The organism is Flavobacterium sp. Flavsp81, assembly GCF_059491325.1.
This window is the reverse complement of the sequence record NZ_CP168505.1, coordinates 46,008-64,836: the sequence shown is the minus strand read 5'-3', so window position 1 is coordinate 64,836 and position 18,829 is coordinate 46,008. Positions and strand designations below refer to the sequence as shown.

The 18,829-nt window shown below is 35.1% G+C and carries 10 protein-coding genes; 8 read left to right on the top strand and 2 right to left on the bottom strand.

Annotated elements, in window-relative coordinates:
* Positions 1-67 precede the first annotated feature (67 nt).
* The 4 genes from ACEN92_RS00280 (at position 68) to pheT (ending at position 8,052) form a co-directional block, all read left to right on the top strand.
* Positions 68-3,166 (top strand): efflux RND transporter permease subunit, encoded by a 3,099-nt coding sequence (locus tag ACEN92_RS00280; protein WP_495640372.1) that lies wholly within the window; start codon positions 68-70, stop codon positions 3,164-3,166.
* Between the two features lie 75 nt (positions 3,167-3,241).
* The gene (locus ACEN92_RS00275; RefSeq protein WP_495640371.1) at positions 3,242-4,552 is read left to right on the top strand and encodes a TolC family protein; all 1,311 of its coding nucleotides are present in this window, start codon (positions 3,242-3,244) and stop codon (positions 4,550-4,552) included.
* A gap of 31 nt (positions 4,553-4,583) precedes the next feature.
* Positions 4,584-5,447, top strand: a complete 864-nt coding sequence (locus tag ACEN92_RS00270; RefSeq protein WP_495640370.1) for a bestrophin family protein — start codon at positions 4,584-4,586, stop codon at positions 5,445-5,447.
* 184 nt (positions 5,448-5,631) lie between these two features.
* The gene (gene pheT / locus ACEN92_RS00265; RefSeq protein ID WP_495640369.1) at positions 5,632-8,052 is read left to right on the top strand and encodes a phenylalanine--tRNA ligase subunit beta; all 2,421 of its coding nucleotides are present in this window, start codon (positions 5,632-5,634) and stop codon (positions 8,050-8,052) included.
* Positions 8,053-8,120: 68 nt separating this feature from the next.
* Here the strand turns inward: pheT and ACEN92_RS00260 are convergent, their stop codons facing one another.
* Complete coding sequence (locus tag ACEN92_RS00260) at positions 8,121-9,002, bottom strand: DUF808 domain-containing protein (protein ID WP_495640368.1); 882 nt, start codon at positions 9,000-9,002, stop codon at positions 8,121-8,123.
* A gap of 642 nt (positions 9,003-9,644) precedes the next feature.
* Here ACEN92_RS00260 and ACEN92_RS00255 point away from each other — a divergent pair.
* A complete protein-coding gene (locus tag ACEN92_RS00255) occupies positions 9,645-12,257 on the top strand; it encodes a T9SS type A sorting domain-containing protein (protein WP_495640367.1) in 2,613 nt (870 codons plus the stop codon).
* 179 nt (positions 12,258-12,436) lie between these two features.
* Here the strand turns inward: ACEN92_RS00255 and clpB are convergent, their stop codons facing one another.
* Complete coding sequence (gene clpB / locus ACEN92_RS00250) at positions 12,437-15,037, bottom strand: ATP-dependent chaperone ClpB (protein ID WP_495640366.1); 2,601 nt, start codon at positions 15,035-15,037, stop codon at positions 12,437-12,439.
* Positions 15,038-15,249: 212 nt separating this feature from the next.
* On the opposite strand from clpB, the gene ytxJ reads away from it, so the two are divergent.
* The 3 genes from ytxJ (at position 15,250) to ACEN92_RS00235 (ending at position 18,705) form a co-directional block, all read left to right on the top strand.
* Entirely contained in the window at positions 15,250-15,639 is a 390-nt protein-coding gene (ytxJ, locus tag ACEN92_RS00245) for a bacillithiol system redox-active protein YtxJ (RefSeq protein ID WP_495640365.1), read from the top strand.
* Positions 15,640-15,771: 132 nt separating this feature from the next.
* Positions 15,772-17,463, top strand: a complete 1,692-nt coding sequence (locus ACEN92_RS00240) for an OstA-like protein (RefSeq protein WP_495640364.1) — start codon at positions 15,772-15,774, stop codon at positions 17,461-17,463.
* A 48-nt stretch (positions 17,464-17,511) separates the two neighbouring features.
* On the top strand, positions 17,512-18,705 hold the full coding sequence (locus ACEN92_RS00235) for an aspartate aminotransferase family protein (RefSeq protein ID WP_495640363.1): 1,194 nt from the start codon (positions 17,512-17,514) through the stop codon (positions 18,703-18,705).
* Positions 18,706-18,829: the final 124 nt, after the last annotated feature.

Genomic DNA, 18,829 nt, shown 5'->3' with positions numbered 1-18,829 from the left:
ATAATGTACTTCCACATTTTTATAATCTAAAATCTGAACTCTAAAATCTAAAATAAATCACATCATAATGAGTTTATCAACCACAAGTATAAGAAGACCCGTTTTAACCATTGTACTGAATCTTTTGATTATTTTATTCGGTTTTATTGGTTATACTTTTTTAGGTGTTCGGGAATTCCCTTCAATTGATCCGGCGCAGGTTTCTATCAGGACCAATTATACAGGAGCCAATTCTGATATCATTGAATCGCAAATTACAGAACCTCTGGAGAAAGCCGTAAATGCTATCGACGGAATCAGAAACATAACTTCTTCCAGTAATCAGGGAAGCAGTAATATTACAATTGAATTTAATTTAGATAAAAATTTAGAAGAAGCTGCAAATGATGTCCGTGATAAAGTTTCGCAGGCCATCAGGAGTTTACCACAGGATATAGATGCGCCGCCCGTAGTCTCTAAAGCAGATGCCGATAGTGATGCCATTATTTCGATGACTGTTCAGAGTGATTCCCGAAATTCTTTAGAATTAAGTGATTATGCAGAAAATGTAATTTCACAGCGATTAGAAACCATTCCAGGTGTAAGTGGTGTTCAGATTTGGGGTCAAAAACGGTATGCCATGCGCTTATGGATTGATCCGGCTAAATTAGCTGCTTACGGCTGTACGGTTGCAGAGATCCGTGATGCTTTGAATGCACAAAATGTAGAATTACCCTCAGGAAAACTAACCGGAAATAATACCGAATTAACCGTAAAAACGGTTGGAAATCTTTCTAAACCGGAAGAATTCAATAATATTATCATTCGTACGGATGGAGATAAAATCGTTCGTTTAAGTGATGTTGGAGGTGCTGAATTAGGACCTGAAAATATTGAAACAAAATTGAGTCAATCGGGGCTGCCGATGATTGGTTTGGCTATTGTTCCGATGCCCGGAGCAAATTATTTAGATATTTCATCTGAATTTTATAAAAAATACGAAGCCTTAAAAAAGGATCTTCCAAAAGATATTAAACTGAATATTGCACTTGACAATACCATTTTCGTAAAAAAATCGGTATTGGAAGTAGCAGAAACTTTAGGGATTTCGATAATTCTTGTAATCATTATTATTTACCTGTTTTTCAGGGATTGGGCAATTGCTTTCAGACCATTGATTGATATTCCGGTTTCGTTGATTGCCACTTTCTTTATTATGTGGCTTTTCGGATTCTCAATTAACGTATTAACTTTATTGGCAATCGTTTTGGCTACAGGTTTGGTGGTCGACGACGGAATTGTCGTAACTGAAAATATCTTCAAGAAAGTCGAAGAAGGCATGTCGCCGATTGAAGCAGCAATTAAAGGTTCTAATGAGATTTTCTACGCTGTAATTTCGATTTCAGTAACGCTTGCAGCAGTATTTTTACCCGTAATTTTCTTAGAAGGTTTCGTAGGACGGCTCTTTAGGGAATTTGGAGTTGTAATTGGTGCCGCCGTTTTGATTTCGGCCTTTGTATCATTGACTTTAACTCCAATGCTGAATGCCTATTTAATGAAAGGCGGGGAACAAAAAAAGTCAAAATTCTATATTAAAACAGAACCGTTTTTCGAAAAATTAAACAGCGGTTATGCCGATGCCTTAAATCGTTTCATGGCAAAAAAATGGATAAGCTTCCCTATTTTGATTGTCTGTTTTGGAATTATCTATTTATTTTTTACCATACTCCCAAAAGAGACAGCACCTTATGATGACCGAAGCTCGATCGTAATGCGTATGAATACACCTGAAGGCTCTTCTTACGAATACACAGATCGTTTTATGCAGGAAATTTCGAAATTGGTTGATGATTCTATTCCGGAGAAAAAAGTAAGTCTTGTTATTACTTCGCCAGGATTTGGATCTTCATCTGTAAACAGTGGTTTTATAAGGCTTTCATTAAAAGAACCTGATGAAAGGAAAAGATCTCAAAAAGATATTGCTGATAAATTGACAAAATGGACCAAACAATATCCGGATGCTAAAACATCCGTCATTCAACAGCCCACAATTGCCGTTAACAGGCGTGGAGGTTTACCAATTCAGTATATTATTCAGGCTCCTACTTTTGAAAAGTTAAGAGAAAAAATACCTGTTTTTATGGAAGAAGTCGGTAAAAGTGATGTTTTCTCTATTACTGATGTAAATTTAAAATTTAACAAACCTGAAATAAATGTAAGTATCGATCGTGCAAAAGCCGAAAGTTTAGGTATTTCTATTATGGATATTGCTCAGACTTTACAACTTTCGTTAAGTGGACAGCGTTTTGGATATTTTATAAAAAACGGAAAGCAATATCAGGTTATCGGACAGTTTGATCAAAAAGACCGCTCAAAACCATTGGATTTAACTTCGATGTTTGTCAAAAACAAAAATGGAGAATTGATACAGATGGATAATGTGGTAAATGTGGAAGAACAGAGTAATCCTCCGCAATTGTATCACAACAACCGTTATATGTCTGCTACTGTTTCGGCTGGTTTAGCGCCGGGAAAAAGTATCAGCGATGGTATTCAGGCAATGGATCAGATAAAAGCCAAGGTTTTGGATGAAAGTTTCACTACCGATTTAAGTGGAGAATCCCGCGATTTTGTCGAAAGCAGCTCCAATACCTCTTTCGCTTTTGGGTTAGCATTATTACTGATCTTTTTGATTCTTGCTGCTCAGTTTGAGAGTTTTGTAGATCCGTTTATTATTATATTAACGGTACCTATGGCTGTTGCAGGAGCTTTATTTTCGTTATGGCTATTCAATCAGACCTGGAATATTTTCAGTCAGATCGGAACTGTAATGCTTATTGGTCTGGTAACAAAAAACGGTATTTTGATTGTAGAATTTGCCAATCAGCTGCGTGAACAGGGGAAACCGAAATTAGAAGCTATTTTAGAAGCTTCAGAAGCCCGTTTACGACCTATTTTAATGACGAGTCTGGCGATCGCTTTAGGAGCACTGCCAATTGCACTATCACTTGGAGCAGCATCGACAAGCAGAATCGGAATGGGGGTTGTAATCGTAGGAGGAACTATTTTTTCTTTAGCACTAACACTTTTTATAATTCCTGCTATCTATTTAATGTGGTCTAAAGCCCGAAAACATTATCCGGAATTTGATCATATCGAAGAATATGAAAAAGAAAGTAAATCGTAGATCCTAAATTTGAAATAATATTAAAAGCTGTGGGCTTCAGTTTAAAATGGTAATTCGCAGTCAATAATTTATAATATGAAAACTAAAACAATATTAAAAAGCCTGATTTTATTTTTGTTTTGTATAGCAAAAAACAATGCACAGGAAATCCTCACTATTGAAGATGCCATGAAAATTGCATTAGAAAATAATTTTGAAATTAAAATTGCCAAAAACAACTCAAAAATAAGCGAAACCAATGTAACTATCGGAAATTCCGGTATGTTACCTGTTGCCTCAGCTTCGATAGTCGATAACAACAGTATTCAAAACTCCTCTCAGACACGTCAGGACGGAACAACAACATCATTGAAGAATGCAAAAAACAACAGTTTAAATTATGGCGTAAGTCTTGGCTGGACAATTTTTGACGGAATGAAGATGTTTGCAAGGTTAGACCAATTAAAAGAGCTTCAAAAATTAGGTGATACCGAATTAAAAAGAACTATTTTAGAAAAAATAGGACAGGTTAATTCGGCTTATTATGATTTGGTGCAACAACAGCAGCAATTATCCGCTTTAGACACCACAATTGTGATTTCAAACCAGAGATTAGATTTGGCAAAAAATCGTTTTACGATTGGGAAAGCTTCAAAATTAGAGGTTTTAAATGCTCAGGTCGATTTAAATTCAGATCAGGTAGCTTTATTACGCCAAAAAGAGTCTTATGCCAATGCCAAAATCCTATTGAACCAATACCTTGCCCGTGATCCTAAAATTGATTTCAGAGTAACGGATGCAGTCACCGTTGATGATAAATTAATCTTTGCCGATTTATTGAGTCTGGCACAAAAACAAAATCCTGACTTAGAACAACAAATTATTAATAAACGAATTGCCGAGTTACAATTGAAACAAGTAAAAGCCGGTCGCTATCCAACAGTACAATTAAATTCAGGTTACAATTTTGCTAAAAGTGAGTCAAGTCTGGGTTTTACCAGTCAGGCTTCTTCGCATGGTTTAAGTTACGGTTTTAGCGCATCAATGAATATATTCGATGGATTCAATCAGCACCGAAATGAAAAAGTAGCCAAATTGGAGATTGAAAATTCGCAAATTGCAATCGATCAGCAAAATATGATTTTGAATACACAATTAAGCACTGCTTTTCAAACATATTTAACCAATATTGAATTAATAGGTCTTGTAGATGATAATGTAGAAATAGCGAAACAGAATTTGTCTATTACATTGGATAAATTTAGAATTGGAACAATCACCACCTTAGAATTCAGGACGGCTCAACTGAATTATGTCAATGCAAAAGTTAGCTACAGCAACGCTCAATATCAGGCAAAATTATCAGAAATTGCCTTAAAAGAATTAGCAGGAAATATCAGTTTTTAGTTTAATTTTACTTTCAAAATATATTTAAAAAATGATTTCATACAATACAAAAGAATGGTTTTCTTTTATTTTTCATTTCCATAAATCTGATACCGTTAGAAAATTATTCCCTATTATGCTTGCTATTGGGGTTTACTCGGCAATTGTAGGTTATGTTGAAGTTGAATACTTTAAAATTACTAAAAACGATTATATCCATAACATTCCAATTATGCACGGAATGCTTGGTTTTGTAATTTCATTATTACTTGTTTTCAGAACCAATACTGCTTATGATCGTTGGTGGGAAGGAAGAAAGTTATGGGGAGCCCTGGTAAATAACAGCCGTAATTTAGCCATTAAGCTTTCGGCTATTTTGAAAGATGAAAATGATCGAAAATTTTTCAGGAAATTTATCCCGACTTATGCTACTATTTTGCATAAGCATTTAAAAGATGATGAAATCAGCAAACAGCTTTTCGAAGATGTTGATTTAGAAATTGATCATCATAAGCATAAACCAAATCAGGTTAAAAGAATGATGTATCATAAAATCAATGATTTATACGAAGCAAAAAAAATTACCGGTGACCAGCTTATTACTTTAAACGAAGAATTACAATCGTTTACAGATATTTGCGGTGCCTGCGAACGAATCAAAAATACGCCAATCCCCTACTCTTACAGTGCTTTTATTAAAAAATTCATTTTCTTTTATACAATGACACTGCCTTTTGGGTACTCCATAAGTTTAGGGTATTATGTAGCACCGGTCGTTGTTTTTATCTTTTATGTATTAGCAAGTCTGGAGCTTATTGCTGAAGAAATTGAAGACCCTTTTGGTGATGACGAAAATGATTTGCCTACCAGAAAGATTTCAGAAAACATTAAAAAACATGTGGAAGAATTAATTTAAAAATTTCAATCTGATTTTTTTTCTAAATTGATTATTAAGTCGATTGTGATAACTTTTTTACTCATTTTTGTTCTTCACAATTCCGTTAAACGGTACTTTTTAAAGACAAAAAACAAAAAAATAGTTTCCAACTCCGGCAATCAATCCTTATATTTACACCTTTATTTAAGAACAATAAGTTAACATGAAAATATCATACAACTGGTTAAAACAATTTATTAAAACTGACTGGACATCGGAGCAGACTTCTGAGTTACTAACGGATTTAGGTCTGGAAGTTGAAGTTGTCGAAAAATATCAATCGATAAAAGGAGGTTTAGAAGGAGTTGTTGTAGGACACGTACTGACTTGCGAAAAGCATCCTGATGCAGACAGATTAAAAGTTACAACTTTAAATATTGGTTTAGAAAATCCAATTCAGGTAGTTTGTGGCGCTGCAAATGTTGCTGCAGGACAAAAAGTTCCTGTAGCCACTATCGGAACAATTTTATATGATAAAGAAGGAGGAGAATTTACTATTAAAAAAGGTAAAATTCGTGGACAGGACAGTCACGGAATGATTTGTGCAGAAGATGAATTAGGTCTTGGCACAGGACATGACGGAATCATGGTTTTAGACGATGCCTTAATTCCCGGAACACCTGCTGCAGAAGTTTTTAAGCTTGCAAATGATGAAGTTTTCGAAATTGGACTCACTCCAAATCGTGCTGATGCAATGAGCCATTTGGGAACTGCCCGTGATTTAAGAGCAGGAATGCTGCAACGCGGAGTGAACGTAGAATTAATTACTCCTTCAGTTAGTAATTTCAGAGTTGACATGCGTACTTTGAAAATTGATGTAAGTGTAGAAGAACCTGCATTGGCACCTAGATACTGTGGGGTAACAATTTCCGGAATTTCTGTTGAAGAATCGCCAGCCTGGCTGCAAGACCGCTTAAAAGCAATCGGATTAACTCCAAAAAATAATATTGTAGATGTCACTAATTATGTTTTACATGAATTAGGGCAGCCATTACACGCTTTTGATGCTGCAAAAATCCACGGAAAAGTAATTGTAAAAACGCTGCCGGAAGGTACAAAATTTACAACTTTAGACGATGTTGAAAGAACATTGCATGCAGAAGACTTAATGATTTGTGACGAAAAAGGTCCGCTTTGTATCGCGGGTGTTTTTGGCGGAAAAAAATCAGGGGTCTCTGAAGGAACAACTTCAATATTCTTAGAAAGTGCTTATTTTGATGCCGTTAGCATTCGTAAAACAGCTAAAAGACATCAATTAAATACAGATGCTTCTTTCAGGTTTGAAAGAGGAATTGATCCAACTATTACAGAATATGCATTGAAACGTGCTGCTCTTTTGATTCAGGAAGTAGCAGGCGGAAAAATTACATCTGACGTTGTTGAAGTGTATCCTAAAAAAATAGAAGATTTTTCTGTTTTACTGAACTTCAGCCACGTATCAAAAATTATCGGGCAGGAAATTCCAAAAGATACCATCAAAAAAATATTGGTTTCATTAGACATTAAGGTTAATAGTGTTTCTGATTCCGGTTTGGGATTAACCATTCCGGCTTATCGCGTTGATGTTCAACGTGAAATTGATGTAATCGAAGAAATTTTGAGAGTTTACGGTTATAATAATATTGAATTTTCTAAAAAGTTCAATGCAACCGTTTCGAATTCGCCAAGAACAGAAGATTATAAAGTACAGAATATCATCGCTTCACAATTAAACTCACAAGGTTTTCATGAAATGATGGCCAATTCTTTGACTACGGCTGCTTACGCAAAATTATCAACTGTTCTTAAGGAAGAACATAATGTTACGATGCTTAATCCTTTAAGTGGTGATTTGGCAACAATGCGCCAGTCTTTATTGTTCTCTGCCTTAGAAGCGATTTCATATAATATCAACAGAAAAAATTCTGATTTAAAGCTATTTGAATTCGGAAAAACATATCATAAATATCTTAACGGTTATGAAGAACACAAACACTTGACTTTGTCAATTTCCGGAGACAGAAATAAAGAAAGCTGGACAAATCCACAAAAACCTACTGATTTCTTTTTATTGAAAGGATATGCAAAAGCAATTTTATCCCGTTTAGGAGTCGATAAAATATCAAATGCTCCGGTACAATCTGATGTTTTTTCTGAGGGGACATCAATATGTTACAACAACGATACATTAGTTGAAATGGGGGTTATTAAAAAATCGATTTTAAAACATTTCGGAATAAAACAAGATGTTTATTATGCTGATTTTAACTGGGATTTGATTTTAAAAACCATTACCGGAAAAATTAAATATACCGAAATTCCAAAATATCCTGAGGTACGCAGAGATTTGGCTTTGTTAATTGACCAAAACACAACTTACGAAAGTATTTATAAACTGGCCAGACAAACAGAGAAAGCATTTTTGAAAGATGTCAATTTATTTGACGTTTACGAAGGCAAAAATCTTCCGGAAGGTAAAAAATCATATGCTTTGAGTTTTACCATTCAGGACAACACAAAAACACTTACGGATTCTCAAATTGACAAAATTATGTCAAAACTGCAACAAACATTTGAGACTGAGCTTGGAGCAAGTTTAAGATAAAAACTTTTTAAGATAAAAAAATACCAGCAATTGCTGGTATTTTTTTTTATTATTCTGAAGAGTTATTCTTAATTAGCCTTTTTAAACAGTTTTTTAAACAAATTCACGATCCCTAAAACTATACCTCCTAATACTAAACCTACAACAAACTCTTTTATAATTGAAGGGATGTGTATTTTAGGCGCTAAATGATGGAAAAATGGAATGTAATGCACAAAGATACCTCCGGCAACTAATAATAACGCAATTGTACCAATTACAGTTAAACTTTTTATAACCAACGGAAGGGCTTTTACCAAAATATTACCAATAAATTTTGAAATACTTTTTTCTCTTTTACTGAATTTAATAAGCTTGTAACCTGCTTCATCCATTCTAACAATAAGAGCAACAATCCCGTAAACACCAATAGTTGCAATTAATGCAATTATTGAAGTTACAACGATTTGCTGCATTAAAGGCTCTTCAATTACAGTACCTAAAGCGATAATTACAATTTCTACAGATAATATAAAATCAGTTATGATTGCCGATTTTATTTTCCCTTTTTCCATTGCCAGAATTTCTTCTTCAGTAAAGGTTTCTTCTGTTATTCCTTCTGATTCTTCGTGACTGTGTGGAAATATAAATTCATATATTTTCTCAGCTCCTTCGTAAGCCAGGAAAAGACCGCCAAGTACTAAAACTATAATGATAGCAAAGGGATAAAAAGCACTCAATAAAAATGCAATTGGTAAAATAATGATCTTATTAAGCAGCGAACCTTTGCTGATTGCCCATAAAACAGGCAGTTCTCTTGAAGAAGCAAATCCTGAAGCCTTTTCGGCATTAACGGCTAAATCATCTCCTAAAATACCCGCAGTTTTTTTTGCTGCAATTTTACTCATTACTGCAACATCATCCATGATTGCTGCGATATCATCTAATAGTACGAAAAAACCTGATGCCATTATAAATTTTATTTAAGAATGCATAAGCCATTAGCAATAGTGCCAAATTTATCTATACATGTCATTTTTTTATAGGTGCGAATCTACTACTTTTTTACCAAATGTTTTTCTAAATTTAACTGCATTGTCCTAAAAGCAACCAGATAATTACGAAAACTAAAATAGTTCCAAAACATCCTCCTCCAAGTTTTTTCGCACCGTAACCCGCTATCAATCCTCTAAATATGTTGTTCATAATCTTATGTTTTAAGTTAGTTAGTAAATTTCAGAAATTAATTAATGATACGGTTTATATTACTTTGGAGAAAAGTTTCATGATTTACGGATTTAAAAAAAATATGATTGGCACTTCTGCTCTGAATTAAAAAAGGCTACATTTTTTTAGGTTACAGAAAAATCGGTTATATCAGGAAGATTCTTATTACTACAAAATTAATACTGGATAACTTTTACTAATTATTAGGTAATTACGTACCTATTAATAAATTAAAAATACTCCTAACTTGCTTTATCAATGAAAGTTAAAAATTAGTAAGTTATTTAAAAACATTTCTCATAATAAACAGAAAGAGATTTAAAAATACTTATTCATACAGTACCAAAGATTTTATTTCAAAAAATTAACAACCAAAATTTTTCACAATGAAAGAAAAAAAACTATCCCACTTTCTGCCATTTCTATTTTTTAGCGTCGTTATGCTACTTGTAGGAGAATTAAATGCTCAGACCAATTTAGCTATGCTAAATTCAACAAAGGTTACTACCTCCCATATTTCTCCCTGGGAAAGCCTTAATGCTGTGAATGATGGTTTTGTACCGATTAGTTCGGAAGACAGAACCAACCCTGTTTATGGAAACTGGGACGGAGAGGGTGCTTACAATACTTATAATTGGATTGAATATGAATGGGATTTTGCTCATGCGATAAATTCTGTGGGAGTGTATTGGTTTACCGATTATGGCGGTATTGGACAACCTACAGATGCATATATTCAATATTGGGACGGAATTAATTGGATCAATGGCGGTACTATTGGATTGGCTTTAAATCAATTCAATACTGTCGAAAATTTAAGTTTTAAATCCAGGAAATTAAGAATTTACATGAAAAGTGCAACAGCAACGGGCGTAACTGAATTTCAAGCTTTTGGAACTGAGACTACTGAATGTAATGCTACTTCATTAACCTCTAGTGTCATAGTAAACAATGGACAAGAAAAAAACCTAAATTATGCCGTCATTTCTTCAGGGGAAAGCGTGCAGTTCAAAGCGACTGTACCAAGTAATGAAGCCGGTGCCAAAATGAAATGGACTGGTCCCAATAATTTTGAATCTTTGGATCAAAATATCACTTTATCAAATTTACAGGAAGTAAACTCAGGAACTTATACCTTTTTATATGTTAATAGTTGTGGCACCGAGAGTTCCATCGATTTTTACTTAACAATCAAAGGTGAAGATAGCGATTTTACTTTCTGGCCTGCCTACGACACTACACTTCATTACGATTTTAAAAGCGATTATCCGGATTTTCCAAAACCATTAAAAAATTTAGAGGATGACTACCCTGGATATGACGGCTGTAATGGTGCTTCGTCACGAAATTATGGTTCATGGACCTTTGTTAAAGGACCTAATGCAAACCCACTGGTGACTGATGCTGCTGTAGACGCACTGCTAAAACGCCTAGATGGGGATTTCACTTTCCTGAGAGATAATATGGGCTGGCCTCCAGACAAATTATATAGAGAAGGATATCGCAGTTCGGTATATTTGTATGGTTCAGGGTTATGTACCGATACTGCATCAAATACAGATTTAGGAGGCTGGCAAAGTGGTGTTGGCACTCCAGATGGGCAAAGCTGGCCGATGGTTCTTTTGTCCTATTATCCTGTTGCCAGTTTTGATCCTAATACCACTTTTCCAGATGCCAAATATCAAACCGGTGCTTGTACACATGAAGGTATTCATGCCATATATGCCTCTTTGCCTGGATGCAGAAATTCTGCCTGGTTTCACGAAGGTTCTAACGTTTGGTTGCAAACAGTATTAGACATCAAAAAATCCGGGAGCCAAGACTATAGCAATGTTGATTTAGGATGGTTAAGTGCAGGTTCTGTTATTGCCCCGTTTATTCCAATAGAATGCTATAGCGGATGGCTTCAGGACGGAACTTTCGGAGGACCGTCTGCCGAAGGTGTAAATTCTGGAGTTCAGGATGCGAATGGAGTTACTTTAAGACTGACTCGGGATATTATTGGAGGTGTTCAATATAGTTCTGTATTTCCAACATTCTTAGGGGAAATTGTAGGTGAAAAAAGTCTACCATGGGTATGGAATTATTGTGAAGGCCGCGTACTGGAAGGCATAGCTAATGGCAATGGAACCGTTAATGGTATTGGAGATACTAAAATGCGCAAAATGGTTCAGGAATATAGAGCCAGACTGGCATTGGCTGATTTTGGAAAATTCGAACAACCGATTTTAAATTTGTATCGCAATAATATGGGGCGTGAACTAGGCCCTGAACAACCAGCTCTTATAAATGTAGAGAAATGGACAGCCACGCCTTATGCTACAACTACAACAGATGAGAACGACTATCTAATACCGGAAGAAAAAACTCTGCCTGGCTGGTCAGGAGCTAACTTTATTCCAATTCATGTTGAAGGAAATCAAGCTACTGTATTTTTTCAGCCTTTGGGAAAAAACATGTCACTACAATTATGCTATCGTACCAAAGAAGGAAAAACCATTTATTCTCAGCCAGTGTATGCAGGAGACTGCGCAATCTCTTTCGGGCAAGGTCAGCCGGCAAATGGTGTTATATTTGCAGTAATCTGTAATTCAGATTATATTTTTCAGGGAGAATCTACTCGTACTGCTAAGTTTAATTATAAAATTAAACTTGGAGAAGGAGCTATAAGTACGGCCAGCGTAAATAAAAATTGGTGGGATTGGAAAGCTACAATTTCCGAAAATCTTTCAGTTGCTGACAATTCAGGTTCAGCTTCAAACTTTATTATTTATCCAAACCCAACAAACGTTTCTTCTTTAATTAACATTAAACTGCCAAATACAGCCTCTGGTACATTCGGTTTAAAAATAACCAATATTCAGGGGCAAATAATATTCGAAAAAGAAAATTATAATCCCGAAGAACAATATTACACAGGAGGCTTATCACAAGGTATTTATTTTGTAACTATAGAATCCCAAAATTTCAAACAAACAAAAAAGATTATTGTAAAATAAAAAATATATAATCGAAATAATGCGTGTGTAAGTTTAAAATTAAGAGAGGTTGGCTTTTTAATTAAAGTTGCCCCCTTCTTCTCCCTGGTTGTTACACTCCACTATCATAGATATCAAAAAAGAACATCAGTCTTTCGACTGATGTTCTTTCATTTTAATAATTAACTAAACAAAAATCATTAAACTTTATGAGTTTGATTTCTAAAAACCAATTTTCCATCGAAAGCATCTATCAAAATGATACTATCGGTTGTAATATTGTTAGCCAGAATTTCTTTTGACAACTGATTCAATACCTCTCTTTGAATAACACGTTTTACAGGTCTTGCACCAAATTGAGTATCATAACCTTTGTCTGACAGGTATTGAATTGCCTCTGGAGTTGCATCCATTGTGATACCTTGCGAAGCCAGCATTTTAGTCACACTTTTAAGCTGCAGGCTTACAATTTTAGAAATATTTTCAACAGTCAGAGGTGTAAACAATACAATCTCATCAATACGATTTATAAATTCCGGCCGAACTGTTTGTTTCAGTAAACCTAAAACTTCAACTTTTGCAGCCTCGGTAGCAGCTTCAATTCCTCCTTTTAAATTATCGAATTTTTCCTGAATAATATGACTTCCCATATTCGATGTCATGATGATAATCGTGTTTTTGAAATCAGCCAGACGTCCTTTATTATCCGTCAATCGGCCTTCATCTAAAACCTGCAATAAAATATTGAACGTATCCGGATGTGCCTTTTCTATCTCATCTAACAAAATCACAGAATATGGTTTTCTACGAACAGCTTCCGTCAATTGTCCGCCTTCGTCATAACCAACATATCCCGGAGGCGCACCAACTAAACGGCTCACACTATGACGCTCCTGATACTCGCTCATGTCGATACGGGTCATGGAATTTTCGTCATCAAAAAGATATTCTGCCAAAGCTTTTGCCAACTCTGTTTTACCAACCCCGGTTGTTCCTAAAAACAAGAACGTTCCAACAGGTTTTTTTACATCCTGCAAACCGGCACGGCTTCTGCGTACAGCATCACTTACAGCCTCTATCGCCTCTTCCTGACCGACAACACGTTTGTGCAATTCATCCTCCAGATGCAAGAGTTTTTCTCTTTCTGTCTGAAGCATTTTCATTACCGGAATTCCGGTCCATTTTGCAACCACTTCTGCAATATCTTCACGGGTTACTTCTTCTTTAATCAATGAAGTTCCGGATTGATATTCCTGCAATTGTTTTAATAAAACATCTAAACGTTCCTGCGCTTCTTTGATTTTTCCGTAACGAATTTCCGCTACTTTTCCATAATCACCATCGCGTTCTGCACGTTCAGCTTCGTATTTAAAGTCTTCAATTTCTTGTTTTACAGCCTGAATTCCGTCAACAACATCTTTCTCTGATTTCCATTTGGTGTAAATTTCGTTGCGTTCTTCTTTCAGATTAGCCAAATCCATGTGCAGGATTTTAAGCTTGCTCTCTTCTTTTTCACGTTTAATGGCTTCAATTTCAATTTCCAGCTGCATGATTTTGCGATCCAAAACATCTAATTCTTCTGGTTTTGAATTGATTTCCATACGTAATTTAGAAGCCGCTTCGTCCATCAAATCGATAGCCTTATCCGGTAAAAAACGATTCGTAATATAACGTTGCGAAAGTTCAACCGCTGCAATAATGGCCTCATCTTTAATTTGAACTTTATGATGTGTTTCGTATTTTTCCTTGATTCCACGTAAAATCGAAATGGCACTTTCAGTATCCGGTTCATCAATTAAAACCTTTTGAAAACGACGTTCCAAAGCTTTATCTTTCTCAAAATATTTTTGATATTCATCTAAAGTTGTTGCTCCAATTGCTCTTAATTCTCCACGAGCCAAAGCCGGCTTTAAAATGTTTGCCGCATCCATTGCACCTTCACCTCCACCCGCGCCTACGAGCGTATGGATCTCATCAATAAATAAAACAATATCACCTTCAGCAGCTGTTACTTCTTTTACTACCGATTTTAATCTTTCTTCGAATTCTCCTTTGTATTTTGCTCCGGCAATCAATGCCCCCATATCCAAAGAGAAAACAATTTTGTCTTTCAGGTTTTCAGGCACATCACCGTCCACAATTCTGTGCGCCAAACCTTCAGCGATGGCAGTTTTACCAACTCCGGGTTCACCCACTAACATTGGATTATTTTTTGTTCTGCGGGTCAAAATCTGTAACACACGACGGATTTCTTCATCACGCCCGATAACCGGATCCAGTTTTCCTGTACTTGCTAACTCGTTTAGGTTCTTAGCATATTTATTTAAGGCATTATAAGTTTCTTCAGCTGAAGCCGATGTTACTCTTTCGCCTTTTCTAAGTTCTTCAATAGTAGCTTTTAAGCCTTTTCCGGTTACACCCTGATCTTTTAAAATTTGCGCAACCTTACTTTTTGAATCAAAAATGGCCAAAATTAAATGCTCGATCGAAACATATTCGTCGTTCATTTTTTGTGCAATAATTTCAGCTTCATTCAAAGCTTTATTTGCATCTCTGGAAAGCATGATATCACCTCCTGAAACTTTTGGAAAGCTCTGAATTGTACTGTCTAAAATTTGTAAAAACAAGGGCACGTTCACGTTGAGCTTTTTCAAAATAAAAGGCGCTACATTTTCGTCAACCTCAAAAATAGCCTTAAAAATGTGTTCGTTTTCTATTTGTTGTTGCCCATATCGCTGAGCCAGTTGCTGTGATAGCTGAATGGCTTCCTGAGATTTAGTCGTAAATTTATTTATATTCATTTCTGTATGATTTAGGTTTTATTTCAATTATTAAATATCCGATATCATCAAAATTTGAATTTATAACGTTAAAATTTAATTTTAAATGATATAACTTTGTTGCGTTGCGATGTTCAAATTATATTCCACAGTAAAAACACAGACAAAATGACGTTAAAAATTAAGATTAAACTTAATTTTAATGTCAAAAAGTCATAAAAACAGTCAAAAACATGAGTTTTTTTAATTCAATTTTCGGAAATACGGATAATTCGGATTCTCAAAAAAGTAATATAAATTGGATTCCTCTTACAAATTTAACACAGTTAAATGATATAGAGAGTATGTCTAATGTTAAGCCTATTGTAATTTTTAAGCATAGTACAAGATGCAGCATTAGCCGAATGGCTTTGAAACAATTTGAAAAAGAATACGATTTAGACGAAACTGTTGATGCTTTTTTTCTGGATTTAATTGCACATCGTGATGTATCCAACGAAATTGCAAACAAATTTAACGTTTATCACGAATCACCTCAATTGATATTAATTAAAGACGGAAAAGCGATTTACGATGTTTCACACAGCGATATTGACGCTGAAGTACTGAAAAGTAAAATTTAATACTTTTTTCAAAAAAACTGCAATTATCAATTTTTAATTTTTATACCGATACTAATTTTTAGCATTATAAATAAATCTTAATATCGGTTAAGGTTCTAACCTTTTTCATAAATTTGACAAAAATTAAATCAATTGAAGAAATCACTCTTTTTCATATCTTATTGTTTGCTTTTATTAAGTGTACAAAGCATTTTTGCACAGGCACCTAAAAAAATAATCGTCGAAAATTCAGACTTTTCAGATGTCAACGAAACAGAAATTCCCGGTGCGCTTTTGCTAACCGGAAATGTAAAAATAAATCATGATGGTGTGGTTCTTACTTGTAATAAAGCCTATTTCTTTCAGAAAGAAAATTACATCAAAGCCTTCGGAAATGTACAACTTGTACAAGGAGATACTTTATTTTTAAACAGTAAATATGCCGAATATAGCGGAAATGTAAAGAAAGCATTTGCCACGGGAAATGCAGTTATGACCTCTCCCGATGCAACTTTACAAACCGATACTATTAATTTTGACCGAAATGTTCAGGAAGTTTTTTACAACACTAAAGGTACGATTGTCAACAAAGACAATATTTTAGTAAGTAAATCAGGCAGATATTATGTAGCGCAAAAGAAATTTAATTTTTTGACGGAAGTTACAATTACCAACCCAAAATACGTCATAAAATCAAATCATTTAGATTATTACAGCAATTCAGGTCACAGTTATTTATTTGGCCCATCTACCATTACGAGTAAGTCCAATTATATTTATACCGAAAAAGGCTTTTATGATACCAAAAAAAATGTTGCGCATTTCCTCCGGAAATCCTATATAAAATATGATGACAGACTAATTGAAGGTGACAGTTTGTTTTATAATCGGAATACAGAATTTGCTTCGGCAACGCGAAATGTAAAAATTACCGATTCAATTAATCGTGGAATAGTGAAAGGCCATTATGCTGAAATATACAAACTAAAAGACTCTATGTTTGTAACCAAGAGAGCTGTTGCTGTAAACTTTGTTGAAAATGATTCTGTTTATATTCACGGAAAAAAATTGATGGTTACAGGCAAGGAAGGCGACAGAATTATCAGGGCTTTTAATAATGTCCGTTTTTACAAAACCGACATGAGCGGTAAATGTGATTCATTGCATTCCAGTACCAGAATAGCATTAACCAAATTAATTGGACACCCGATTATATGGAATGGAGAAAGCCAGATTACAGGTGATTTAATGCACTTAATTGGCGATAACACTACTCGAAAATTAGATTCCCTCAAAGTACTCAATAATACTTTTCTCGTCTCCAAAGATACTCTGGGAACAGGATATAATCAGGTGAAAGGGCTCAATTTATACGGAAAATTCAGAGAAGGGAAATTGCATGATGTAGATGTGGTAAAAAACACCGAAGTTATTTATTATATGCGGAATGACGTCAATGAACTCATCGGAATAAATAAAAATGTAAGCAGTAAAATCAATCTTATTTTAGAGAATAATGCTGTCGAAACCATTACTTTTTTCAACAATGTTGATGGCGATATTTATCCAGAAGCCGATTTACCCGAAAATGCACGTAAATTAAAAGGATTTGTCTGGCGTGGAGATGAGCGAATAAAATCTAAAGATGATATATTTTCTGCGGAAGAAAACGAACTCAACGATAAATTAATCAAAGAAGGAAAAGACGAAAATGCCAAAGAAAATGTTCCGATGAAAATCAGGAAGGAAACTTTAAATTACGATAAAAAGAACCCGAAAGCTAAAGCGAAGGGAGCACCAAAAGCCGCAGAAAAAGATGCTGAAAGAGAGAAAACAAAGAAATAAGTTCTCTGTCACAGTTTTCAGCCAGCTTTAAACTCAGAACCTCAAAAAATGAATCCAGATTTTATAAAATACCAGGCGCAAACTTCCCCATATCCACTCGGAATGGAAGTTTCACATGCCATTGGCTCTTATATCTACGATACAAATAATAAAAAATACTTAGATTTTGTAGCCGGAGTTTCAGCCTGCACACTTGGACATCAGCACCCAAGAGTCAATCAGGCCATAAAAGATCAGCTGGATAAATATTCGCACGTAATGGTTTATGGTGAATATTCACAAAGTCCCGCCGTTGAATATTGCAAATTACTGGCTTCGCTCCTGCCTGAATCTTTAAACAAAACCTATTTGGTAAATTCCGGGACAGAAGCAATTGAAGGAGCCCTGAAATTAGCAAAAAGAACAACCGGAAGAAGTCAGCTTATTTCGTGCCACAATGCATATCATGGCAATACAATGGGCTCGATGAGTGTTATGGGATTTGAAGAGCGTAAACAAGCTTTTCGCCCCCTGCTTCCGGACATCGATTTTATCACTTTTAATAATGAAGCCGATTTAAAAAAAATAACATCCAGAACTGCAGCAATTCTTTTAGAGACCATTCAGGGAGGTGCCGGATTTATCCAGCCGGAGAATAATTTTCTGCAAAAAGTCCGTAACCGTTGTGACGAAGTTGGAGCCATGATGATTGTTGATGAAATTCAGCCGGGTTTCGGAAGAACCGGAAAGCTTTTCGGCTTTCAAAATTACGATGTCATCCCTGATATTGTCGTAATGGGAAAAGGTATGGGGGGCGGAATGCCGGTTGGTGCTTTTACTGCTTCAGCTGAAAAGATGGATCTTTTAACAGAAAATCCCAAACTAGGGCATATCACTACTTTTGGAGGTCATCCTGTCATTGCGTCAGCCTGCTTGGCGACATTGAAAGAATTAACTGAAACAAATTTAATACAAGAAACTTTAGCTAAAGAAAAACTCTTCAGATCACTTTTGGTACACCCTTTGATAAAAGAAATTAGAGGAAAAGGATTAATGCTGGCCGCGATGACAGAAACCGCCGAGATAACCAATCAGGTAATTTTAAACTGTCAGGACAAAGGGCTTATTTTATTCTGGCTGTTGTTTGAAGGATGTGCCATACGGATAACACCGCCATTAACCATTTCAGAAGAAGAAATAAAAGAAGGCTGTGCCCTTATTTTAAGCGTTATGGATGGAATCCTAAAAGAAAAAGCACAATAAGAATTTGGAACTAATTCCAGGAAACAAAACAAGTAATCTATTACATCTTTGTTTTTTCAGAAAAAAACAAATTAGAATTAAGAATCAAATAATTTTTTACAAATCAAAAGATTAAACATAAAAA

Coding starts and splice junctions, on each gene's coding strand:
- ACEN92_RS00280 (WP_495640372.1), top strand. CDS start 68: ATGAGTTTATCAACCACAAGTATAAGAAGACCCGTTTTAACCATTGTA.
- ACEN92_RS00275 (WP_495640371.1), top strand. CDS start 3,242: ATGAAAACTAAAACAATATTAAAAAGCCTGATTTTATTTTTGTTTTGT.
- ACEN92_RS00270 (WP_495640370.1), top strand. CDS start 4,584: ATGATTTCATACAATACAAAAGAATGGTTTTCTTTTATTTTTCATTTC.
- pheT (WP_495640369.1), top strand. CDS start 5,632: ATGAAAATATCATACAACTGGTTAAAACAATTTATTAAAACTGACTGG.
- ACEN92_RS00260 (WP_495640368.1), bottom strand. CDS start 9,002: ATGGCATCAGGTTTTTTCGTACTATTAGATGATATCGCAGCAATCATG.
- ACEN92_RS00255 (WP_495640367.1), top strand. CDS start 9,645: ATGAAAGAAAAAAAACTATCCCACTTTCTGCCATTTCTATTTTTTAGC.
- clpB (WP_495640366.1), bottom strand. CDS start 15,037: ATGAATATAAATAAATTTACGACTAAATCTCAGGAAGCCATTCAGCTA.
- ytxJ (WP_495640365.1), top strand. CDS start 15,250: ATGAGTTTTTTTAATTCAATTTTCGGAAATACGGATAATTCGGATTCT.
- ACEN92_RS00235 (WP_495640363.1), top strand. CDS start 17,512: ATGAATCCAGATTTTATAAAATACCAGGCGCAAACTTCCCCATATCCA.